Source organism: Flavitalea flava, assembly GCF_054461575.1.
Window position 1 is genome coordinate 1 of the sequence record NZ_JBTLQH010000070.1, and the last position, 23,937, is coordinate 23,937.

General features: G+C 47.3%; 19 protein-coding genes. 5 read left to right on the forward strand and 14 right to left on the reverse strand.

What is annotated here, in order from left to right:
* The first annotated feature begins 691 nt into the window (after positions 1-691).
* From ACX0G9_RS30075 to ACX0G9_RS30085, 3 genes are all read left to right on the forward strand, one after another.
* On the forward strand, positions 692-883 hold the full coding sequence (locus ACX0G9_RS30075) for a hypothetical protein (protein ID WP_459068695.1): 192 nt from the start codon (positions 692-694) through the stop codon (positions 881-883).
* A gap of 93 nt (positions 884-976) precedes the next feature.
* The gene (locus tag ACX0G9_RS30080) at positions 977-1,372 is read left to right on the forward strand and encodes a hypothetical protein (RefSeq protein WP_459068696.1); all 396 of its coding nucleotides are present in this window, start codon (positions 977-979) and stop codon (positions 1,370-1,372) included.
* Complete coding sequence (locus ACX0G9_RS30085; protein WP_459068697.1) at positions 1,369-3,111, forward strand: hypothetical protein; 1,743 nt, start codon at positions 1,369-1,371, stop codon at positions 3,109-3,111. The genes ACX0G9_RS30080 and ACX0G9_RS30085 overlap by 4 nt, the downstream gene beginning before the upstream one ends.
* Before the next feature lie 27 nt (positions 3,112-3,138).
* Here the strand turns inward: ACX0G9_RS30085 and ACX0G9_RS30090 are convergent, their stop codons facing one another.
* The 3 genes from ACX0G9_RS30090 to ACX0G9_RS30100 are packed head-to-tail and all read right to left on the reverse strand — an operon-like array spanning position 3,139 to position 6,343.
* Positions 3,139-4,422 carry a hypothetical protein gene (locus tag ACX0G9_RS30090; RefSeq protein WP_459068698.1) on the reverse strand — a complete coding sequence of 428 codons (1,284 nt, stop codon included), beginning with the start codon at positions 4,420-4,422 and terminating at the stop codon, positions 3,139-3,141.
* Positions 4,419-4,757: a hypothetical protein gene (locus tag ACX0G9_RS30095; RefSeq protein ID WP_459068699.1), complete on the reverse strand. Its 339-nt coding sequence runs from the start codon at positions 4,755-4,757 to the stop codon at positions 4,419-4,421. Before ACX0G9_RS30095 ends, ACX0G9_RS30090 begins: the two co-directional genes overlap by 4 nt.
* Before the next feature lie 11 nt (positions 4,758-4,768).
* Positions 4,769-6,343, reverse strand: coding sequence for a hypothetical protein (locus ACX0G9_RS30100; protein WP_459068700.1), 1,575 nt, complete (start codon positions 6,341-6,343; stop codon positions 4,769-4,771).
* A 450-nt stretch (positions 6,344-6,793) separates the two neighbouring features.
* Here ACX0G9_RS30100 and ACX0G9_RS30105 point away from each other — a divergent pair, with 450 nt between their 5' ends.
* Entirely contained in the window at positions 6,794-7,366 is a 573-nt protein-coding gene (locus ACX0G9_RS30105; protein ID WP_459068701.1) for a hypothetical protein, read from the forward strand.
* A gap of 293 nt (positions 7,367-7,659) precedes the next feature.
* Positions 7,660-7,860, forward strand: a complete 201-nt coding sequence (locus tag ACX0G9_RS30110) for a hypothetical protein (protein ID WP_459068702.1) — start codon at positions 7,660-7,662, stop codon at positions 7,858-7,860.
* 20 nt (positions 7,861-7,880) lie between these two features.
* Here the strand turns inward: ACX0G9_RS30110 and ACX0G9_RS30115 are convergent, their stop codons facing one another.
* The 11 genes from ACX0G9_RS30115 to ACX0G9_RS30165 form a co-directional block, all read right to left on the reverse strand.
* Positions 7,881-8,456, reverse strand: a complete 576-nt coding sequence (locus ACX0G9_RS30115) for a hypothetical protein (protein ID WP_459068703.1) — start codon at positions 8,454-8,456, stop codon at positions 7,881-7,883.
* Positions 8,457-8,466: 10 nt separating this feature from the next.
* On the reverse strand, positions 8,467-8,808 hold the full coding sequence (locus tag ACX0G9_RS30120) for a PadR family transcriptional regulator (protein ID WP_459068704.1): 342 nt from the start codon (positions 8,806-8,808) through the stop codon (positions 8,467-8,469).
* A 61-nt stretch (positions 8,809-8,869) separates the two neighbouring features.
* Entirely contained in the window at positions 8,870-9,241 is a 372-nt protein-coding gene (locus ACX0G9_RS30125) for a GldL-related protein (RefSeq protein ID WP_459068705.1), read from the reverse strand.
* Between the two features lie 266 nt (positions 9,242-9,507).
* Positions 9,508-10,041: a Uma2 family endonuclease gene (locus ACX0G9_RS30130; protein WP_459068706.1), complete on the reverse strand. Its 534-nt coding sequence runs from the start codon at positions 10,039-10,041 to the stop codon at positions 9,508-9,510.
* Positions 10,042-10,159: 118 nt separating this feature from the next.
* Entirely contained in the window at positions 10,160-11,908 is a 1,749-nt protein-coding gene (locus ACX0G9_RS30135) for a sodium:solute symporter family protein (protein ID WP_459068707.1), read from the reverse strand.
* Positions 11,909-11,962: 54 nt separating this feature from the next.
* Positions 11,963-14,761, reverse strand: a complete 2,799-nt coding sequence (locus ACX0G9_RS30140; protein WP_459068708.1) for a glycerophosphoryl diester phosphodiesterase — start codon at positions 14,759-14,761, stop codon at positions 11,963-11,965.
* Positions 14,754-17,033 (reverse strand): FAD-dependent oxidoreductase, encoded by a 2,280-nt coding sequence (locus tag ACX0G9_RS30145; protein ID WP_459068709.1) that lies wholly within the window; start codon positions 17,031-17,033, stop codon positions 14,754-14,756. The genes ACX0G9_RS30140 and ACX0G9_RS30145 overlap by 8 nt, the downstream gene beginning before the upstream one ends.
* A gap of 94 nt (positions 17,034-17,127) precedes the next feature.
* Positions 17,128-19,263, reverse strand: coding sequence for a glycoside hydrolase family 2 protein (locus ACX0G9_RS30150; protein WP_459068710.1), 2,136 nt, complete (start codon positions 19,261-19,263; stop codon positions 17,128-17,130).
* 26 nt (positions 19,264-19,289) lie between these two features.
* On the reverse strand, positions 19,290-20,309 hold the full coding sequence (locus ACX0G9_RS30155) for an alpha/beta fold hydrolase (protein WP_459068711.1): 1,020 nt from the start codon (positions 20,307-20,309) through the stop codon (positions 19,290-19,292).
* Positions 20,309-21,817 carry a RagB/SusD family nutrient uptake outer membrane protein gene (locus ACX0G9_RS30160; RefSeq protein WP_459068712.1) on the reverse strand — a complete coding sequence of 503 codons (1,509 nt, stop codon included), beginning with the start codon at positions 21,815-21,817 and terminating at the stop codon, positions 20,309-20,311. The genes ACX0G9_RS30155 and ACX0G9_RS30160 overlap by 1 nt, the downstream gene beginning before the upstream one ends.
* A 31-nt stretch (positions 21,818-21,848) precedes the next feature.
* Positions 21,849-23,937: SusC/RagA family TonB-linked outer membrane protein (locus ACX0G9_RS30165; RefSeq protein ID WP_459068713.1), on the reverse strand; the 2,089-nt coding region annotated here is incomplete at its 5' end.

A 23,937-nucleotide genomic window follows, 5' to 3' on the forward strand; every position in this document is an offset into this window, starting at 1 on the left:
TTTTTCATCTTGAGATAGTTAAAATTAAGAAATTCTTTTTAACTAACCCGATGGTCCGATTTTAGGGGAGTGATATAAAGAGCCAATTTTAATATAGGAATTACTACAGGGTTAGATGGCGAATATCAAAACATTTTTTTTCAGCCCTATAGACATTGGTTATTTATTCCTTCTTCAAAGACAGTAGAATCTGGGGATGATGTTTAGTTAATCTGTATAATTGTCAGAAAAAAGTTATAAAAATAGAAAAGCCCCTACGGCTTCTAATAATCTTCTATGTAGAACATAGAGCTTCAAAGCAATAAAGGCGTTTCCTAATGCGAAGATACGCTAAAAATCAGTTTAATTCAATTATTACTATTGACATATCCATTAATGGCAATTAATTGATAATTAGTTGTTTATCTTTTTGGCAATAAAGAGTAATTTGAGCAACTACTTATCATCTCCTCTTCATAACAGTTCTTATCCTAAGTGGGATGCTTATTCGAATTGAACAATTGTTTATACAGCATCTCATTATCCGCAGACAGGATCCAGCTGTGGGAGGTTGATGGAAAAGTGAGGGAAGTACAATTGACAATAAAAATACAAAATATTAATAATCAATAATTTACACGCAAATTAATCTTCAAATCAGTACTAATCGATTAGTACTGATTTTGAAAAATATATTATAAATTTTACGATCATGGAAAGGGCTAAATATAAAAAGAATCTGGAAGCATCGATTAAAATCCTTGCTTACGCCCTATTCGTGGATGAAGGATTAGCTGCGGTTGAAAGAATGTACCCCCAATATAAAAATTTCGTACTAGGTCACAAAGGTAAATCCTTGACGGAGGTCAAAAATGAATTATTGCATTCTCAGGTTGCTTCCTAAAATTATTATTCTCCCGGATTTATTTCCTATTCTTCCAGATTTACATCAATTGCTTTTCTTGCAAAATATAATTTTAAGTATTAAATTAGGAATATGCAATTAACCATTTCGGGCCTGTCCCGCTACGATTACTTGTCCTTCCTGGAAGAATATGAGAAGACGAACCCGGAAATGACTCCTGAAATCGCGGCGCAATATGATGCCATCAAAGAAAAAAACAACGAGCTTGCCTTTGCCTTGTACATTACGATTCAGGTGACTTCACTGGCCTTATCGGCGCTGGCGGTCTGGCTACGGAACCGTAAAACGAAGAACAAAGACAAACTGGTCTATTACCTGGAAACCCAGGACGGCTATAAGGTAACGATCGAAAAAATAGACGGAAATAAAAAAGAAGGGAGTAATAAGGGAGCGGATAATGATGGGTCGGAGGACATCAGGGACTTTAAGGATATGTTGGAGAATATCAGCAAAATCCTGGAAAAATGAATCTCCAACAAAGCTGGGTCGATTTTCTCACCAATAACGCGTTTGTCAGCACTACCAATACGGAAAGTTTCACCAATGTATTCCTGGGCCAAAAATATCCGCCTGAGATCTATTTCTCTTTTATACATGAAGCTACGCATCACTGGTGCTTCAATTCCATCGTCGGCAATTCGCTTTTTTTTCTTCGCATGCAAACCCTGGCCGATGCACAACGTACCCTTAGCGGTGGCCCTGTTACCCCGGCCCAGATCGACAAACTGAATACGGATGATATCCGCTATACCTTCCTGTTACATATCCTTAACCCAATAACCGAAGGATTAGCCCTGTTCGCCGAATACGACAGCTGCCCCTCACCAACGGAGGCTGTGCCCCAGCACCTGATCTTCACCAGTATTGCCTATTCCAATCTTACACAGGTGGAGGTCGGCCAGCAAGGTATAGCTGCTGTCGAAAAAAACTATACTCCTTTTCTTTACCGGATGCGGTTGGAATTGCCGGTAGGGCTTGAACGAAAAAAGGCACTGCTGCTTTCGCCCTTGTCCTATATAAAGAGCCCTTATCTCGTTGGTTACCTGTTCATCAAAAATATATGGACAGTGTTGACGCGGAAGAATACGAAATTTTCGGATCCGAACCTTTTCCTTCAGTTTATGCGAAGCTATTTTTTCAATGATGTGGGTTGGATGGCTGCCCTGTACAAAGAGGGTTATGGTAATGACGCCGTCATGGAACTGGTATATACTTATTTTACCGAAAGATGCGAGGCATTGGAAACTCTCGATCCGGCCTATATAGACCTATTTGAAAAAGACATCCTGGATTTATCCAAAATAAAGCAGGTCATCAATATTGCCACCCCGAAAGATGTGGTGGCCAAGGGGGATGAGCAACTGAATGCCCTATACCAGGAAGTTCTCGCGACCGGGCCCGCCACCTTTACTTCCCGCCTGAAACAGCGTGAATATTTCCGGGTGTATAAATTGCCTGCCTATATAGACATAAACGGTCCCCGGGTGCTGTTTTGGGTACCGGTCCCAACTGCTTCCATCCCCAAACACCTGTTTGCCTATAAGAACCTGGTAAGATTAATAGGGAATGACTATTACCGGGTTATCATGTCTTTTCCGAATATCGATAACCTGCCCGTTTTTCAGGGAAAAGGTACACTTGAAAATTTCAGGTCTTTCGATAACGGCTTTCCCACCTGCATAATTTTTTCCGTCAACCGGCAGCTTACCTACAGTTATTTTTCAGACTCCTGGTCACCCGAAAATAAGGCATTGTTCCTGGAACATTATGCCCATACCGGAGACGATGATTTTGAAGTGGCACAGCTTATCAGCGAGGCCATTGATCTCATCTGTAGTCTGGATCCGGATATCCGCGAAACGAACCGGATGGTTACGGAAGTCTATGACGATATGATCCGGGAGTATTATGAATATAGTGCCCTTTCCGCCTGCCCGGAAGAGGAACTGCAGAAGACGGCAGAAAAGATGGCGACGATGGGATTTTTTCCCTTCTTTACCCAAGGCGAGGAGGAGGTCGATCTGTTCACCCTGATCACGCTGGCCAACTCCTTAAATATTTTCAACATTGAAACGCTGACCCTATTGGCCGAGCAGACATCGATCGATCTACCGGGGCTGCTGCCCATTCTGAAGCAGGACCTGAAAAGAAATAATTTGGATATACTGCTCACGACCCAAAAATATGTGGCGATCTACGGAGCATAAGGCAGCCGGCCTTGTCTGCTGGCTTAATCAATCCACCACCGTCACCACCATGCTCGCCGTAACTGCCGGCATGTCCTTTACCACTGCGGTAATCGTCACAGGCCCCCGGTAACTGCCTGAACCGGCGGAGAAGTCTATCGAAGCCAGGCCATCCGTACTGCTCAGTATTGCATTTTTGAACTGACCCAAGGTATGCCCCATATTGTCTGCAGCCGTAAATAGGATCCCGATTCCGGGACTTGATTTTCCAATACTGCGGATCAGCTGTGCCTGTATGGTAATTTTATTACCAATACCGGCATTAATGGTAAAGTCGGAATTTAGGGCAATTCCGTCCGGATAGGCCCTGGTAAAGGTGAATGCCATGGTCCTCGTTATATTACGGTGAGTAATCGTCACAGATGCCGTTCCTTCTACTGCACTTTTAAGCGTGGTCACAGCGAAGCCTTTAGCATCCGGCGTAACCTCCTGCGTGGATTGACTGTTGGAAAATGTACCCTGATCGGTGGCGAAAGTCACCTTTCGTTGCGTTGCAACTGTATTATTGTTGATGAGAGTCTTGATGTCCAGCGTTGTAACACCATCCGCGGGTACAGTTCTTATCTGGCCATCGGCAAACCGGACGATGGCATCCGGATCCGGCGCGATAAATGTCAGCGTCGTGGCCGTAGTGAAACCATGGCAAACAGCCGTAATATTGGCAGTTCCAGGCATATCGGATTTAATAGCGGATTTAGCAGTTCCGTCTGAACCAGCCACGATGGTGATTGTTTGCTGCTGATTGGTAAAAGAGCCCAGATCCGTTGTCAGTGCAACTTGTCTTTGGTTCTGCGGCGTATTTTTATCGATGACCAGATCGATGACCCGTTCGGTGAGATTATCCGCTACCAGTGAATCTTTATCAAAATTATCGAACCTGATCAGACTGGAAATATCGACAGCCGTACAATTCACCGTTTTTGTCACCGAAAAAGTAGATACGGTCGCCGTTATCGTCGCTTTTGCGGCTTTGTCGGCATGAAAATAGACGGAAGCCTCACCGGCATCATCGACAATTTCGGTTATCTCATTGCTATCGTTGGAGAACTGTCCGGCATCGGTCGTAAATTTGATCGAACGATTGGCAGCACTCGCATCGTGTGGGATAACTGCCGTAACCTTCAGGGTCGTGAAATTATCGGCGGCGAGAGTTTCCTCACCGGGATTGACGAAGTGGATGATTTCGGTTAATGGAAGATTAACCTCTTTACAATCCGCCAGGCAAAGAAGCCCTGCAAAAAGGGATACCGTAATTTTCAGATGTTTGTTCATAAAATGGTGATTTGAACAGGCTGCGTCTTTGTCGCGCCATTGGATTTGTTGGTAGCCCGGATAGTTACAAAAAAAGAAGCCTGCTGGTTCCCGCCCAGTTCTTTAAACTTCAGAAGTTGAGAGATGTCTTCGGTCGCACCCGTAAGCGTCACCGGCTTCCCGGGTGCTGTCTTAAGGCCGGATGGTGTATAAACGATATTGTTGTGATCGCTTAAGACATATGAAATATCCAGTTGGATACCGGCAGTCCCATCGATCTTGTAGGAAAGAGTGCAGCTGCCGGGTAAACCGACAGGATTCGGATCAGTCGTAACTGAAGAAAGGTTAAATGGCATATATTATTATTTTATTCGGTTTTGATTGTCGGTGGACTAAACAGGCTTTTGAAAACAGAACTTATATCATAGTCGAAAGAAATGGAGAAAAAGCCGTTCGTCCCTAACTTTTGGGTTTCAACCAGGGGATTGGTATTGGTGTTTTTGAAAATCAGCCATCCTCCGTTGAGCCGGATATAATCAGTTACCCGATACCCCGCTCCAGCCAGTAAATTAAACGACCCGCCCAGCAGATTATCCCTCCGGCCTGTCTGCCCAATACTGACAAAACTTACCCCAACCATAAAGGAAAAACTGCGAAAAAAATTATAATCCCCGCTGTAAATATGTCTTTCCTTATTAACCGGTCTTAAGTATATATTGGTTGCCAAATAAGGAGATGCTCTGCCGATAGTTGGGAAAAAGGCCACCCCGATATCCATGCTCAGGTAATAACCTGAACTTATAGAATAGCTGCCGATATTATTTTCGCTGATGATCAAATCGGCATAGATAATTTTTACCAGCGCATTGGTAAGATCCGTAGAAAATTTATCGACCGCTTCTTTACCGGCTTCTGATCCATTCTTATACAAAAGCAACTTCCGTTGAAGATCCTGGAACATATCCAGGATCTCCGGCGCTTCTTTTTTATACAGATCGGATTTAGGAGCTATGGTCTCCTTTATGCTTTCGATTCCTTTTTGCAAGGTCTTAAGAAGAGCATTCAGTTCTGCCGTTTTTAAAGGATCTTCCGGGTCCATTTTTTCGGTGAAATGGGACAGATCCTTCAGACTGGATTGAAGATTGACAAAATCATCGGTCGGTTTAAATCCTTTTTCTATGGACACCTTATCCAAATTATCGAGAGCCAGGGTAAAAAATTGCATATTGCCCTGTAGTTCCACCAAGGGATCATGAAAGTTGGTATTATACAGATCTGTCAGACCGAATAAAGAAGCCTTCATCAACGGATAATAATTATCCTTCAGCCCGGCTCTGTCTATTGCCAGATCCTTGTGTTTAAGACTAAGACCAAGGGACGATATGACCAGCTCTCCGGCATCATCGATCTCCTTTTTGGTAAGCTCGAAATTCATCCGTCCTTCCAGCCTCTTTTTCAGAAGTGTCAGGATCTGATCTGCTATCAGCCCTTTTAGTGTGCCGGTTTCCGCGTCATTTAATTTCCGCTGTATTTTAAAAATAAAAGTATACGTGGAATTGGGAGCCAAAGGAGTCGAAGCTCTGAGTGAAAAGGGGAGTTCCTGATCAAAATTATTTATCCAGGGAGGCTCCAGATAATCGCCTTCCGCAAAATTTTCTTTTTTAAGCGTACCTTTTTTATAGGCAAACCGGATGGATATCAGGGCAGGATCATATTTTATTCCGACGATCTTAAACGGAATATCAAAAGGCAGCGGGTCCTGAAAACCTTTTCCATTCAGGTCCAACCGGATCCCGCTGATGGTAGGCTTTTCCGGTGCTGGATCCTGATTCCCGGATGATGGATCGTTTGCAGCAGCATTCGAAGACTGACCAACTGCGCTTCCGTTAAAACAGCTAAGAGCCAGAACGAGGGCAATAGTAAAGCAGGAATATCGCATCATAAACTTTTAATTATTCCAGCAAAGTACAGCCACCCCTGCCCCGTAAAAACGGGAAAAACACCCTATTTACCGATTCGCACGCAGGCTCTATCATTAGGGGTTTTTATCAATTTGCAGTCCGTAAAGCCGCTAAGCGTAGTAAACTAAAACAACAAACCCTGCATAAAGCAGGGTTTGTCTTTGGAACAACGAAAAGGTTCAAAAAAAAAAGTGACCATCATCTATTCTTAACACGGTAAATAGAGACACTTGCTCCCCTGCAGCCGGCCTTGTCTGCTGGCCTGCAGGAATAATGATCAGATGGTCTGTGGTCGAACGTAGGCGCGAAATATCTTTATTTTATTCAAATTTTATTTTGCGGCTCTATTAGACCTCAAATATAAGATATAATTTTAATAATCCAAATATTTTTTTGCTGGGATCCTGTATTCTTTTTCCTTATATTTAAACATGCACCTACCCCCCTTAACCCTTTCCACCACTCATACGGTTCTGACCCAACAGGTTATTGAAGATATAATCGCCCTGGACAGATCCAATATGGCCCCGCTTCTGCAGCGGAATGGACAACAGTTTAATGAAGATTTTGTCCGCATGGATATTTTCAACTACCATCCCGATTTGCAGCATGTGGTCTGTTGTTATGATAACCACATTCTGCAAGGTTATTTTCGGTATAGCCTGGAAGAACCGGGGCATGTTCTGATCCGCTCTTTTCAACTAAATAAAACAGCGCCAAAAATAACATTGCTTCGGCTGCTTGTCCGGGCCTATGACCTTTTGCAGACAGAGACGGCTTTACATCCCGATCATACCGAGGTCTACGCTATTTCCAATCTTTTTAATACGCACTCGATCCGTTTCCAGCAAAAACTGGGTTTTTCCTTTTACGGGGAAGATGGTAGCTACTGCCGGTTACAAACCACTACCGCCGCATTGTTAAAACGGTTGTGGCTGCTGAACAGAGGCCAGTTGTCTTTTCAACAAGCGGTGACAACGGCAGATGAGAAGCAGGTAGCCTGAACCGCCGATAATTATAGTTTATTACTTAGGAAAGATTTGGAATAAGTTTTCAATGTCTAAAAACACTCTACCAATAAAAAAGAACAAGCTTGGGTCAAGGCTATATATTCACATTTTTTCAACAAATATAACTTTCCCTTATATCATCCGGTTTTCATTTATACCTGATGGTGAACCTGTTAGCATTTTCTATTCCTCACCCGGGAATGGCGTTTGTCAGCTTTACCCCAAATATGCACAGGCTGTTCATAAGTTGCATTTGCGATTCACCGGAAATGCTATACTTTAAGGGTATGAAATTTTCACCCGGCCAGCAGGTCATTGTATTGGACACTACCCATAAACCAGCAGGTTCTGCTATTGTCCAGGCCTATCATCCGGAGGCGCATCAATGCACCGTCCTTTTTCAATACCCAGGAACGGCTGCTCCTGAAAGCATACCGGTACCGGAATACAGGCTGATGCCATATCCGCTGATCGCGGTCAGCCATTAATTAAATTATTTGTAAAATATTCATACCGCCAAATCGAGCTTAGTCGATTTATCATCCACCAATACGATTCGCAGGAAAGGAAATCCTCCCAATAGTACTTTGGCCTTTTTCGGAATGAGTGGATCAAACCGATCTGGAGTCAGGAAAAGAACGAATAATACCAAAAGGGGAAAAAGGGAAAAGGTAACGGTAGGCCCCCAAATATAAAGCGGCAGATATAACCCATGTGCCTGGCCATGAATTAAATCCTGCACCTGGTTAGATGAAAACATCCAGGAAATATCCCACCCTATAAAAGGACCAATGAAGATCGTAAACAAAAGAAGGAAAAATACGTTCCTGGACAGCAGCAGACCGGGCCCCTTGTGGTTGATCAGAAAGAGCGTTTCCTCTTCGATCTCCCGGAGTTCCTGTTTATAAAAGGTCGTGATCGTTTGGTTATAATAGGCGTGGAAATCCCCATCCTGTTCCAGGTTCTGTTCGATAAGTATACATATATGATCCAGGAGGCTCTGCTGCAGGCTTTCGATCTCTATGCCATGCCGTCGGATATCCATTGAAATAAAGTCTACCTGATCATCGCTGAGGAAGTACATGTAAAATGGTTTAGGATGGCTTAAGGGATATATCCAGCAAAAAGCCCATGGTTTGCATGAAGGAAGCCAGCTCTTTCACTTTTTCCCTGGTCTTCACTTTACCGGCCGGACTCAGGCTATAATACTTCCGTACACGTTTGCCGATATATTCCGTTTCCGTTGTTACAAGCCCATCTGCTTCCAGCGCATGTAAAGTTGGGTAAAGTGCACCTTCGGTGATCTGGATCTTATCCTGCGTCAATTCCTTTACCCTTTGTGTAATCTCATAGCCATACATTTTTTTGTTATCGGCTAACAATTTCAAAACGACCGTCTTTAATGTACCCTTTAATAATTCTGAAGAGTATACCATAAGGAATAAATATATAAAATCCTGTTGATTTCACTCTTGATTTAACGCTAGATTTAACGCTTCATTTACCTGCACCTTCCGTCCTGAATACTTTAGACAGGATCTGATTCGTTTGTTTCATAGTATTGGTCAATTCCTTCATCTCTACCCCCGTAACCATCCCTGCCACCGGCCCCATCAGGTTTGCTGCGGTCTTCACCGCCAGGTCCTCTTTGGGTCGAAACATAGTTTCTGAAGTCTCCAATCCTTCCGGCAGGCTTTTTTTGCGCCATTCCATTAGTCCATACACACAGAAAATGGCGACTTCGGTCAACAGACCCACAGTCAGGGCTGCGGACCCAAAATCCTTGTGTTCGAGTTTGCCCCATGCCCCGAATATGACAACGGCCGCTCCGAATGAATACACGGTATTGAGGATCTTTTCAAATTGCATATAAGTGTGATTTAGCGTAGGGATGGGCAATAGGCAGACCGGTTTCTTTTTACGAATATACATAAGAATCCAATGTATTTGACTATTATGTAAAAATATTAAAAAAAAGGGAAAGTCCGAATGCTGGTTAGAGGGATTCATACCGCCAAATCCAGCTTAGTCGATTTATCATCTATCAATACAATTCGCAGGAAAGGAAATTCTCCCAGCAGTACTTTGGCTCTTTTTGAAATGAGTGGATCAAACCGGTAGGGAGTCGTCTGAAGCTACCAGATTTCCTTAAAATCAACAGCAGCTTTGCATGTTGCGAAAGAAAAATCAAAAGAAAAGTCTTTCCCTTTTTTCTTAAGAACATAGACTTTATTTTCCAGTTCATACACTTCTACGTCTTCAGTTTCGGGAGAAATTATTAAATAGTAGCGAATGGCCTGGGCTTCGTAAATAGAAAATTTACTATGCCTGTCTTTCAAAGCAGTGGCGGGAGATAAAATCTCTGAGACCAATTCCGGAGGAAAATCAAGAAACTTCTTTGTTATTTCTTTGCAAACGATTAACATGTCCGGTTGTAGAATGGTATCGTCTGCTACATGGTAATCTAAAGGTTGATACACCGTGCAGGCATTACAATTCCGAAATTGAACCGAAAATTCTGTTGTAAGCCTGGCCGCAATACGCTGGTGTTTGGGAACTGGCAAGGGGCTCATAGCATAAGGAATTCCCTCGATCAATTCCCAGTGGCCTTCCCAGTGTTCATAATCGACATATGTATAATAAGGCAATATTTTTACAGCACCTGACATATGCTCATTTTCATCAAAGATATTCTATAAATACCAAACCCGCAAAGGGATGCTAATTTGACCTAGAACACTTAAAATGAAGCATTTATAATTGGCACATTTCCCGGTTAATCCCCCTCTATCCCCTCCCATACTTCCCCGCCGCCCTAACCGTATACACTCCCGCCAGCACAATACCTCCACCTACCCAGCAAACTACCGGCTGACCCTTTGCCAGGATACCCAGGAGCAAAATACCTGCCCCGGTAAAACAGATCGCCCAGGCAATAACGGTCACGCCGAATTTATTCTGCTGATTGGCACTATCGTGCTGCAAGGATTTTTCTTCTGGTGAAATATGCGGAACTCCCGCCCCATTGACAGCAGGCACGACTGTTGTTCCTCCGGAAAAGGATCCTTTAGCCTCATCTTCCCCACCGTAAACAGAAAAATCGCCTTCCTCGCCAACCGAAGCCATCTTTCTCCTCCCCAACCCCCATTCAAAAGCCGCCAGCAATATCAGCGGTATCCCCACACCCAGAACGGTTTCCCAGGTCCGGGTTAATTTGAACTGAAAGGCATAAGGGGTTACAAACTTGAAAAAAAGATTGATGGTCAGCGCAACGATGGTGACCGTCACCACGGAAAAGGCGATCTGGCGTTTGGAATAAAGCGACCAGATGATCGGTGCAAATAAGGCACTCCCTGCAATCGAGGCGATACTGAGCACTACCTCTACGATTCCTCCGGCGCGGGGAATAACGATCGCCACCAAAATGGTACATACACCAAAAACGAGGGTGAATAGACGCCCAACCAGGATCTGTTCTTTTTCAGAAGCCTGAGGACGTAATAATTTGTAATAAACATCCTTGGCAAAAACAGTAGCCGCCAGATTGATCGTGGTATTGGCCTTACTGGAAGTGGCGGAGATCATACCGGAAAGAACCAGACCGATCAATCCCGCCGGCAACACCCGCTGACATAAAAGCATATAGGCGTTTTCGGGTTGCAATCCGGACAGCCCGGGATTAATGACACGGAAGATCATCGGAGGCAGCATCCAGATAAAAGGACTTACCAGGTAAAGCGCGCCGAAGAGATAGGCCACTTTTTTGGCGTTTCGTTCGGTAGCAACACTGGTATACCGTTGCACATAACTCCAGTTACCGCCGATGTAGACCGTCTGATAAACGATAAAAGCCAGCATGAATCCCAAGGTATAGTCTTCGGAGAAAAAATGAAAAAAATCAGGAGGCGCCTTGCTGAGAAAACCCTCTACGCCATGTACCTCTTTAAAGGCCGCAGGTACGACAATCAGCACGGCAGCCAGCAAGACTACAAATTGTACGACATCCGTCACGAGCACAGCCCAAAGACCTCCTGCCGCGGTATATAACACAATGATAATGCCGATGATCACGATACAGGTATTCAGGGAAAGGGGTGTGGCAGCACTGACCATTTTACCTACGGGATAGAGCACCGCGCCGGTATTGAACAAACTCAGCAAAAGTATCAGATAGGTATAGAACTGTTGCGTAGCCGTATTAAACCGTTTGCCGATAAATTCGGCGGCGGTACGTGCCCCCGTTCTCTTCCACTTGCCCGCGATGAAAAGGGCTGTCAGCAAACCGCTCACCGCCATCGTCAGTTGTATGGAGTTGGCCACCAGGCCATGTTTATAAGCGATCGATCCCCAAACAACAAAGGTACCCGCGGAAAAATAACTAATGAACAAAGACAGACCGTTGATCCACCAGGGAGTCTCTCCGCCGGCCTCGAAGAAGGCCTGACCATTCTTGCTCCCCACCCGGGTAAAGATCAGTCCGATCGCAAAGATCATCACCGCAAATACCACCATGACTACGATATCCAATTGTCCCATACTGCTCTGTTTATGCAAACGCTACTGAATCAAAACCTATTCATCAAAATCTGTTTATTCAAAATCCACCGCCCATATATTCAGACCATAGCCCTTCAATGTCACCTGCAAGCCGCCGCTCCCATTCACTCCCGTACGTTCACTGGCTCCATTACCCTCGCCTCTTCCGCCCTTCGGGCTTTTCGGATCCTTCACATCCGGTTGATCTACCCGGGAGATCTTCACCACACGCAGTCTCTTACCCGCCTCCAATTTACTCATATCCAACTTTACTTCCGTCTTCATGATTTCTTTGCGGTCGTTCAATAATAAAATATACAAACGGTGTTTATCGGTTGCCAGAGCGGTGACCACTTCCACATCGGGATTATCCTGGCCGACCAGGCCTTCGCGTTCCAACAAATCAGCACGATCACCATAGATCGAACCGGGGGCAAAACCATAGGTCTGATGCGGTCCCACCTTCGGCGTCACAAAACCTCTCGGGAAAACGATCTTACCGCCGGATCGCAACTCCGCTTCCGCCAGCAGATAATCCGTGATCCAGCCAATCTGCCACCAGGCATGATGGGGATAGGGGCCGGCGCCCTTGTTCATGGCATTCCAATAATAAGAAGCCACACTGGTAGCTGAGTCCACAAAAGCGTCCCTGCCTATCGCTGCAGCCCTGGCCATATCCGCAAACAAAGAATCGCCGGTTATCCGGAACATCCGGATGAACAAACCCGCATGACTACATAATTGAATAGGCCCCCCTCCGTTCGCAGAACCGATAATACCGCCATGTTCAAAACTTAGCCCGGATTGGCTGATCTCCCAGTCCTGTCTTGGAACACCTTTAACGGTACGCGGTTCGGAGGAAGCTACCGGTTGCGTATAGATGGACGCGGTATAAATTTTTGCAGCCCGGATAGCCGCCTCCCGGTAACGTGGTTCTCCGGTAAGATCAAAAAGATCCAGGAGCGTTTGTGCGGATTGCGCCGTGGCAAAATCGGGTGCATAACGGGCATCGCCGCAGACTCCGATGAGATGCCCCTGGTCGATGCCGTTGGTAATGAACCAATCGGCACCTTTTTTGGCTGCATCCAGGTATTTTTGGTCTTTCAATATCCGGTAGGCAACAAGCAGACCATAAAAGGTCGGCCGCAAATCCTGCAGATCGGTGAACAGCGGCTGTAAGGAATGCCTGTCATAAGCCACATTCCAACTACCATCTTGTTTCTGCCAGCGTAACAGCGATTCGGCGCCCAGCCGCAGGCGTTCCTTCAATGGGGCATTGTCCGGTTCGAATAACAGCACATTGCCTAAGTCCAGCATCGTATAATAGGTAAGACTGATGGGTTCGACAAAGGTCCCCCACTCTTCCACAAACTTCTTTGTTTTGGACAGGTAGTACTGGCCTATCGCCGCGCCCTGGAAAAACCCGGTATCCGTTTGTTGTTGCTGCAATTTAAAATTCAGGGCATAGGGCAGGATACTGTCGCGGAACCAGGGGTTGCCGGTCATCGAGGCGACCATCCACATGGCTCCGTAATCCGAATTCTTCATGGCATCGTGATTCGAACCGACGACCCCACCCAGGTATGACTGGGCTCCAATTTTCATCCCCTTATATTCTTCCACCCTCCAAAGAGCGGTGCGGGAATCGGCGAGATAATTCAGCATGCCGTTCATCCGGTTGCTCAGTGACTGGCGGTTATGACGCAGATCCAATGTCGTTCTGAATTGATAAATATCATTAACGGTATGATGCAGGGATTGGAACCAATCGCCATTTTGGAGACTATACCGGAACCCATAACTCACCGTTTGACCGGGTTTCAACGCGGAGGATGGTTCTCCCAGCACAGGGTAATAAACAGTTGGCGACAACTGCGCCCTCCTGTTCATATGGGAAAGACCGATCAACCAGTCCTGATGCGTATAATGATCCTTTGCCCAGGGGTTTCTGCCCAAACCGGGATCGGGGATAACGGACAAGGATACCCCTTCTTTGGAACTGATGATGGGAGACAAAGTGCTGGCGCAACGTTCCCTGAAAATTACCGGTCTTTCGGGAATACCCTGTCCATAGGCATATGCCAGGACAAAATTGGGGTTTACCGTATTCCCTTGAAAATACCCGGGCACCGTCGCCCATGCCAGATCTTTTTCTGCCACCGAAACCAGGGACGGGCTTGCCAAAGAAAAATAGCCCGCTTTTTTGGGAACCAGCTTATGTCTGATTTTTATATCTGTTGGATATTCCGGATCAAGACTCCATTCCGTAGTAATGGTAGCTACTTCGGTCTCCTGTGTAAACCGCAGGGAGGAGGAAGTCGTGGTCTTTCCCCTGGTGGCCTTTACACCGGTGACCTTCCCGCTTTCGGGATAAAAATAAATGGTCTGCCCAGCCGTATTCATGGCCACGGGTGAAGTCGCCTCATCCCAGATATGTATCTGGTATTTATAAACCGTATCGGGAAAAGGCATGCCCGTCACTGTACGAAAAGTTTCCTGGTGGGTAGTGGAAGGCCGCTCAGTGGCATATAACAAGGTATATTCACCGGAAGGAATGCCAGCATTTTGCCAATCTCCTCCAACTCCTCCATTTCCAACTGCTCCGGCTACCCTTCCTGCCCCTCCCGCCCGAATCTGTACCCTCGTTATCTCCCAACCCCGTGCCGTATGGGCCCATACTATACGGATCTGTTCATTGCCTAACCGGAGCGAATCCTCATCCTTCCTGCCGCTCAGAGCAGGGACATTCCTGGAAAACCCTGCCAAACTAATTTGCAGCAGTAGCCATAAAAGTACCGGGACAAGAAGACAAACGTGCAGCGGGATCCGGGAGAACAAAGGGAATCTAAGCATAACAAAGAATTTCAAAAATGGCAGCAGGGGTTTCGGACGATGGATGTTCGACGGCAATGGTCAGTTGTTTGGTCGTGACCGGTTGGGCCAAATCGATCACCTGTATGGTTTGGTAATTGCCTTCTTTTCGATAAAGGATGTTCTTCTGATCATCATAAATGACAAAGTTACGGACACAGAAGGGCATAATGGATTCCGGATGAGTCATCAGTACGGATTCCATCGGATGATCGGTATCGGTATCGAATTTTAAGATCACGCGTCGGATGGTTACGGCCTTAATCCAATTCAGTTGAAGCGTAGGATGGGGATCTATCGGATTGGCAACCCAGGCATTGGGGCGAACGGTAGGCCTGGCGATCCCATTCAGGATCTGCTCCGGACCGAATACATCCAACCCCGGTTTGATCTGCATGGCAATATTCAATCCTTCGGGTCTGCGTTGCGGACACCAGAATTCAAATTCATCCATACCAATATCGGCGGGAGGCACCTGGCGCCCATAATTAGATACGGCTTCATTCACCAGGTTGAACACGGAAAGGATGCCCGTGATCCGCTTCGGCGAAAAAGCCAGTTTTATTTTTTCATTTTTATACAAACAGATGAAGGCATAACCCTCCGCCGGAATATCCGATGTGAACGACAACCTTAGCTGGTGCCGCCCTTTGGACAAGGAGAACTTCTTTTTTTCCAGGCTGATATCCGGTGTAAAATTGCCAGCCTTGCTACTGATCTTTAGTTCCGCTTCCAGTTCCGTAGGCTCTTCCGCATAGAGATGAATGGTCAATTCCGGGGCCTTTCCGGATTTCAGGGGTAACAATTGGGCCGTTGATAAGGTCAGATCCTTCCAAAGATCACCTTCGGGTAATTCTTCCAATACCAGACTGCCGGAGGCCGAGATCTGCGCTGAACGGACAAGATCTTTTTCGTCGGTCAATTGTTTGCCGGGAATAAACTGCCCCGACCTTCGTAATTCTTTTTGCAATAAGGAAATATAATTTTTCTCGGTCAGATCCCGGGGCAGCAACCCATGCTGCCGGCAAAGCACAGCCGCCATCCCCACTGCCTGTGCCAGATAGGCGCCTGTCCCCATTACCCGGGTGGAACCAAAGGCGATATGGGTGGCGCTGATCAGTCTTCCGGAATAAAAAAGATTGCCGATATTTTTGCTGTACAGACAGCGATAAGGGATTTCATAAATACCCTTGCTATGCCATTGGTTGCATCCTGGTTTTTCGCTGAACACGCCGTCGGAAGGATGCAGATCGATAGACCATCCGCCATAAGCTACCGCATCTTCGAAGGAATGCTGCTCCACGATATCCTGCTGTTTCAACATATAATCGCCTTCAAAACGCCGGCTTTCTCTTTTGCCGGGGATCATACCCACCCATTCCAGCGTGAGGTTTCCGGCATCGGGAAAATTACCGGAGTTCTTGATATAATTCCAAACCCCATAGACCACTTTCCATAGATCCCATTTGATCTGTTCGGTATCGTAAACCGTGTCCAGTCTTCCGCCGTGCTCCAGCCACCAGAGCTGGCAGCCATATTCTTTGGTATTAAAACTCCGGAAACGCGGGATTTTTGTAATGTCTTCCAACGCAAAGGCCGGCGGTACAAAACGCACCGGTCTGCCGGTATCCTTGGTATAAAAATAGAGCGAATGTCCCAGCAGTTCACCATAATCGGCGGAGGGCGCAAATTTTTCATCGAATTCTTCCGCAGCTTCTGCGCCCATCCGGAAGGCGGCGCCTGACAGGAAACCTACCACGCCATCGCCGGAGGCATCGCAGAATAAAGGGGCCTTCAATACATAGTCCGTTTGGTTCTGGCTGCAAAACCCCCGGACCGCATGGATGGAACCCTCCTCCTTTTTAATGACTTCGTGAACGGCCGTATTCAGTAAAAGGGTAATATTGGATTCCGCCGACACCTTGTCCAGCAGGATCATATCGAAGACCACGGGGTTGCCTTCGGGATTACGATAGGTATTCTCCACCAGCAATTCATCGATGACTCCTCCTTCCCTGGCCCAACGATTGTTATTACCCATATGCGAGGTAGCCCCCAATACCCACAATCTTACTTCGCTGGAGGAATTCCCCCCCAACACCGGTCTGTCCTGTACCAGGATGACGCGAATATTTTCCCGGGCTGCCGTGATCGCGCAACAGACACCGGCGAGCCCTCCTCCAACCACGACAAGATCTGCTTCGTGGGTTATGTTTGGGAAAGACCGCATAGGTTGAACGGATGATCTGATCATACTACTGTCTATTTTAGGATATATGTTTGTGCTTTTATCTTACAGACCGGCTGTTATCTTACGGACCTGCTTTTATCTTACAGATTGTTATTTATCATTTTTCGCTTACAGCTTGCCACTTCAGAATAACAAAACCTCCTGGTTTAACCAGTTCAATCGCATTGGTCGACGAGGGCAGTCCGATAATTACCTCCTGGCTTTCTCCCGGTCTAAGCGTTCGCAAGGGCAGGATTTTTCCAGCATACCGGAGCGAATAATCTCTCAGGGTATAGGCGGGAAAATCTTTGCGTGCAGTAACCCGTATGATCAGCTGACCGCCTTGTCCGCTTTGACCGCCTTGTCCGTCTTTTGCTCCGGTCCCTTCTTTGCCGCTAACCAGGGTGAGCGTCGCCGGAGCAAATTCCTCCTGCCAGGCCGTATACATACCACGGGGTTCACGTTGCGGTGTGATCAGTCCCCATGGGCGATAACCATTGGCATTGGTTCCGGGGAAACGGCTGCGGTAATCATTAAAGGTCCAGATATTGGCGCCGATCACATAGTCGCATTGGCGAAAGGCGGCCATAGCGGTTTGTAAATGTTCGACCCGGGCATTTTCATCCTTTACCCCATCGGCCCTGATCCCGAATTCACTGACATATACAGCCTTGCCGGGATAAACCGAATGGACATGCTGCAGGTTCTTCAGATAATTGCCATACATATTGATGCTGATAAAATCGACCCAATTGGAAGCCTCGTCTTCCGGGACCTTTATATTGTCCCTTCCTACCATCATGCTGGCAAACGTTATGAAACGCGAAGGATCCATGGTGCGCGTAAAATGCCCCATATCTTTCACCCAATCCTTGCCTTCCTTTGTCTGGGATTGAAATTCATTCCCTACCGACCAGGCAAAAAGGCAGGGATGGTTCCAATCCCGCTCTACCATTTCTTTCATCTGGGTTTCGAACTTCCGGCGCATCAGCGGATCAGCCATTTGTTTGGGCGTCATCTGCCAGTTACCGGCTTCTTCAATGAACAGCATGCCGTTCCTGTCGGCCCAATTTAACATGGCCTCCGTAATGGGATAATGATTGACCCTGGACAATTCCATACAACCGCTCTTCATCATACCCAGATCTTTTTCCAATACGACTTCGGGATCCATGGATCCAAAATCCGGATGATCCATCGGCCGGTTGGCGCCGCCCATTTTTATGGGCTCGCCGTTAAGCAGCAATTTATTACCGGCAAGCTCCAGTTTGCGTATGCCGAATGCGGCGGCCAGGGTATCGGCCCCGGTTTGGGTTTCGATGCTCACTTCAGCCCGGTAAAGACGGGGATGATCCTGGTCCCAAAGGGTTACTTCGTTGGAGGAAAGCTGCGTTTCGAAAACCACGCTATCGCCCAGGCCGGATGGAAGATCGATGCGAACTTCCTTAAACGGTTTCTTATTAACTATTCCTTCGCGCAAAACACGTGCATGGACAACCGCCCTTCCGGCGGCCCCGGAAAGATTGGCCAGCCAGGCAACGATGCGGATCTGCGCCGGACCTTTTTTCAGATCGGGATCGGTGGTGATTTTTATATTCCGGATATAAACGCCGGGTCTGGAAATAAGACTGACGCTGCGGGTGATCCCTCCATAATTGATCCAGGGATATAACTGTGCGGCATTCGCCGGTTCATAATTCACCGGTGTTTTGGCGCCGGGTATGGTTGTCGTATCCCAGGAATTATCAACTTCCACCGCCAGTACATTTTCGTTTTTCAGTTTGCCGGTAACCTCCAGTTCGAAGGGCGTATAACCGCCTTCGTGTTCTCCGGCGGGTTGACCATTCAGCCAGATCCTGGCCTTATAAAAGACCGCATCGAAATGCATGAATTGATGCATGCCGGTTGGTGCAGCCGCGCCGTTGCCTGTAGGTGCGGAATTCCCGCCCGCTCCAACTGCCCCGGCAAAACGTTTGAAATACCAGGCCTTCCCCGTATAAAATTCCCAACGTTTGTCCACCGACCAGCAATGCGGTACGATTACCTTATCGAATTTTGCGGATGGAAATTCCTGCGCGAACCATTTGTCCTGTTCCCCGGATTGTACCGGGTCCATGGCAAAGGTCCATTCTCCATTTAGCGAAGTATTGATCCTGCCCGATGCCTGAACCTGTTGTGCATACATCCCCTGGGTCTGTAATAAAAATAAAACAGCTGATAGAAAAAGGAATAGGTTGGTTGTTCTTCTTTTCATGTGTTGCCGGTATTTTGATAGGTTCCTTATTTCTTTTTTAATACTTCTTCTAAAAATGCAAGCACTTTTTGCTGGCTTTCCGCATCGGAGAAAGCCGGTCCTCCGTGGCCAGCTCCGGCCAGGGTTACAAAACTTGTCTTTACTCCGGATGTCCGCAGCACATTATAGAACAATTCTCCCAACCAGTAATGGATAATGGGATCCTTGTCACCATGCAGGATAAGTACCGGAGGGTCGTTCTTATCGACATAGGTTGCCGGACTTGCCCATTTGGCCAGATCGGGCCGGACCAGCGGCGAAGCCCCTAACAAACGGGATACGGAAGAACTCACGGAGTCCACTTTGTAAGCCGGTCCATCTCCATGAAAGGCATAAAAATCCCCGGGTCCATAAAAATTGATGACTGCTTTTATGGAAATCTGCGAAACGGCAGCTTGTCCTATTAGCGTTTTCGATGAAGCTTTTTTCAAAGGGTACGGATAAAAGGCCTGTATATGATTGTTGGCGCTCATTCCGGCCAGGGAGGCCAGATGCCCTCCTGCCGAAGCACCTGCCACCACAAAACGCGCAGTGTCCAAACCTAATTCGGCAGCATGGTCCCGGATATAGCGGATGGCCGCATTACAATCCCGGATCTGCGCCGGGAAAACCGAATCCTGGCTGAAGCGGTAGGCGATGCTGGCAATGGCATAACCATGACTGACCAGGTAGGGAACTTCCATATTCTTTTTACCCCCCGTCCACCATCCGCCTCCATGGATCCAGATGATAACCGGAACCTTTTGCCGCGTGGAAGCTGACGGATAGTACAGATCAAAATTTTGTTTTGGATCGGCATTTCCATAGCGGATATTACACGTAAGGATTGCTCCCGGGATGAAAAGGGTGTCTGCATCCGACTTGACCGGCAGCTTTTTTTCCGGAACCTGGGCTAAGGCCGCCACTGAACATGTCCATAAAATGATCGTTATTAAAAAGTTTATCCGCATTATCTTCGGCATTTTCTTCGTCCTCTTCTTCCTCTTATTTTCATCTATTACTTCCATTACTTCCAATCGGGGTTTTGTTCCAGCAATGGGTTTGCATTGAGTTCATCCAGGGGAATTGGAAAATATTTATGTTTGGCCAAAGGCGTTCTGATTGGATAGACATCGTTCACCGCAGCAGGGATCACGGTCAGGAAGGTACCGGTCCGGGTAAGATCATACCAGCGATCCCCTTCGCCAAAAAATTCCCAGCTACGCTCCTGTAGTACGGAATCGACAAACTGATCTCCTGACAGACCCGGCGTAAGATCGGGCAGACCGGCGCGATCCCGGACCGCTTTAATATAACCGTAAGCCGCGGAACTGCCTCCGTTCTGCCGGGCCTCCGCTTCCGCGGCGATCAGGTATACATCCGCCAGCCGGAAGATCTGGACATTCCCTGCGCTGGATCCGCCGATGGAATTCGGGTCCTGGTATTTTTTGATCAGCACTCCATTCGGGGTGATGGGCGTTACATTTTTTTGCGCCACGACCTGTCCTGATTTATTGATATAATTCGTATCGAGTAGTTGCCGTCTTTTATCCGCAGGATTAAAAGAATTAAAAAATGCCTGGTAGGCGAAGATGGAACCAAAGGAAGAATTGCCATAGGCAGGGCCGTCGCTGTTCCTCGGACCATACAACCCCATTAACTGGTTGCTTTGCCCGGGGCTGGTGCTTTCGCACTCGTAGGCCCACATATTTTCCTGACGGGCGGCATCTTCTTTGGTCACCGTATACAGATCCGTTACATTGGGCATTAACGAATATTTTCCGGAACCAAGCACCAAACCGGCCTTTGATAAGGCCAGGGGCCAGTTTTCGAAATACAGCGCGGCCTTGGCATAAAGCGCCAGCGCCACTTCTTTGGAAGGCCGGCCTTTCTGGATAGTGGTGCTGTAGGAAGGCAGGACGGCCACAGCCTGGTCCAGATCGGCAAAGATCTGTTTGTAGACATCGGCCCGGGGGCTTTTACCGATGATAGCTTTGGACAGATCGCTGCTGGCAATGGTCTTGATCACCACATCTCCAAAATTTTTTGTCAGCATCCAATGATAAAAGGCGCGGAGATAAAGCGCTTCTGCGATGATCACCGCCCGACGGGCCGTATCCATATTCGTGGCAGGTACTTTTTCGATCACCCAGTTGGCTTTTTCTATCCCCGCGTAACAGCTGGTCCAGATCTGCTGCGGCGCTTCATTGAGCCGGCTAAAACTTTTTTGCGTCGTATAATTCGGATCGTAATTAAAAAGCGTGAGCGTATTGCGTCCGACCACCGGACGGGGATAGGACTGATCGGCGCTCCAGTCGGAAGCACAGGTAGCCGCCGTGAAATACATATCGGCGATGGGTCCATATGCCGCCGTCAACGCTGCTTCTGCATCGGAGGCCGTCTTGTAGAAATTAGCCGTGAAAATGGAGGAATAGGGAACTTCCTTTAGTTTGCTGCAGGAAACAAAAAAAGCAAACAGGGGAGCCAGGGCCAAACAGATTATATAGAACCGGAAAATGTTGTTAGTATGTTTCATGAATGATCTTTTAACGTTGATGGAGATAGAATTAAAAACTAACCTGCACACCGGCCAGGAATGTCCTGGCTGTCGGATAAACCAGGTTATCTACGCCTACCTGGGTATTGGAACCGCCAAAGGAATTGACTTCCGGATCAAAACCGGTGTATTTGGTAATGGTGGCCAGGTTATTCCCGCTGACATAGACACGGATCCGGCTGATCCCTTTAAAGGCGGGCAAGGTATAACCCAGGCTCACATTCTTCAGCCGTATAAAGGATCCGTCTTCCACGAAACGGTCGGATACCGGGAGACGTCCACCTTGAAAACCACTGGCAAATTCATTATTCGGATTGGTGGCTGACCAGCGATTGGCCAAGCCTGCGAGTACATTTCGTTGTCCAAGGGCGTTCTCAAACGTATACCGGCTTAAATTATAAATTTTATTCCCCTGCACGCCGGAAACGAAGGCGCTGAGATCGAAATTTTTATATTGGAAACTGGTAGAGAAGCCAAAAATGAATTTTGGATTCGCATTGCCCGTTATGGCCTGATCGGCGCCGGTGATGGAACCATCCTTATCCAGATCGGCCACCTTTACGCCACCGGTGCGGCTTCCGGAACCGGGTAGGATCACTTCTCCCGTCTGATAGATGCCATTAAATACATAGGTCTTAAATACACCAAGCGGCTGTCCTACTTTCAGCACCACATACGGATTGACGACATATTCCTGTAAGGCGCCGGTAAGACTGATCAGTTTGTTCCGGTTAACGGAGATATTACCGCCGAGATCCCATTTCAGGGGACCCTGCAGGATCCGTGTATTCAGGGCGAACTCGAACCCTTTGTTCTCCACGCCGGCAAAATTACCGGTGATGGCGGTATAACCGGATGAAAGCGGCAGATTTTTGACGAACAAAAGATCAGTAGTCTTCTTCTGGTAATAATCCATCACCAGGGTAATGCGGTTATTAAAAAAACCCAGATCGAGTCCGATATCGGTCTGTTGCGATCTTTCCCATTTCAGATCGTTATTGGCAATCCCGGTAGGGCTGATCCCGACGGTATACGTATGATTGAACTGGTAATTGCTGCCCGAGGCGACCAGGGCCAGGGATTGATAGGGATCGATAGCGGCCGCATTACCCGTGATCCCATAACTGCCCCGCAGTTTAAAATCGCTGAACAGGCTTTGATCTTTCATGAAATTTTCTTCGATGATACGCCAGGCTCCTGCCGCAGCGGGGAAAAATCCGTATTTTTTATTCTCCCCGAATTTGGAGGCCCCGTCATAACGTGCCGTCAGATCGAGAAAATATTTGTTCTTATATCCATAGTTGACGCGACCCATATATGAATCCAGGCGGTCCTTGCTCCGGGAACTGGAGACGGTCCGGTTAATGGCCAGGCCAAGGGCCTCGTCCGTAGTGGCATCGTTGGGAAAACCGCTGGCCGAAATGGAATTGGTATTGTACAAATTTTTCTGCGATCCATATACCCCGGTAATTTTTACAGCATGTTCGCCAAAGCTGCGGGTATAGGTCAGGATACTTTCATGTAAAAGGGAGGTGGTGTTCACATTGCCCTTAATGGCGCTGCCGGAACTGGCATTCCGTTCTACCGCCCCCAATATGGAAATAGGAGAATAATAATCGTTCAGGGTTCCGGACATATCCGCATTAAACGAAGCCCGGTAGGTCAGCCCTTCCAGGATCTTCGCTTCCACATATACATTGGCCAGGGTACGGCGGATGGTATTCTGATTGAGGATTCTTGCCAATCCCAGCGGATTGGTCACTTCCCGGTAACGGCCGTTAAACTGATCCGAAAAAGGGTAGAGGGAACCATCTGCCTTATACGGTAACAGAGTGGGCGGAGCTCCAAGGGCTGCCCCCAATATATTGGCTGTTACCACCGGGCCATCGATACTGTTCACTCCCGTAGGAATGCCGTTATTAATGGTATTGGTGCCCAGTATGGTTGTTCCGACCCGGAAATGATCGCTGATCTTATGATCCAGACTAAGCCGGAGAGAATAACGTTTGAAATTCGAGTGAATGATAATACCATCCTGGTTAAAAAAATTGCCGGATAAAGAGAACTGGGTTTTTTCGGAACCGCCGCTGACCGATATC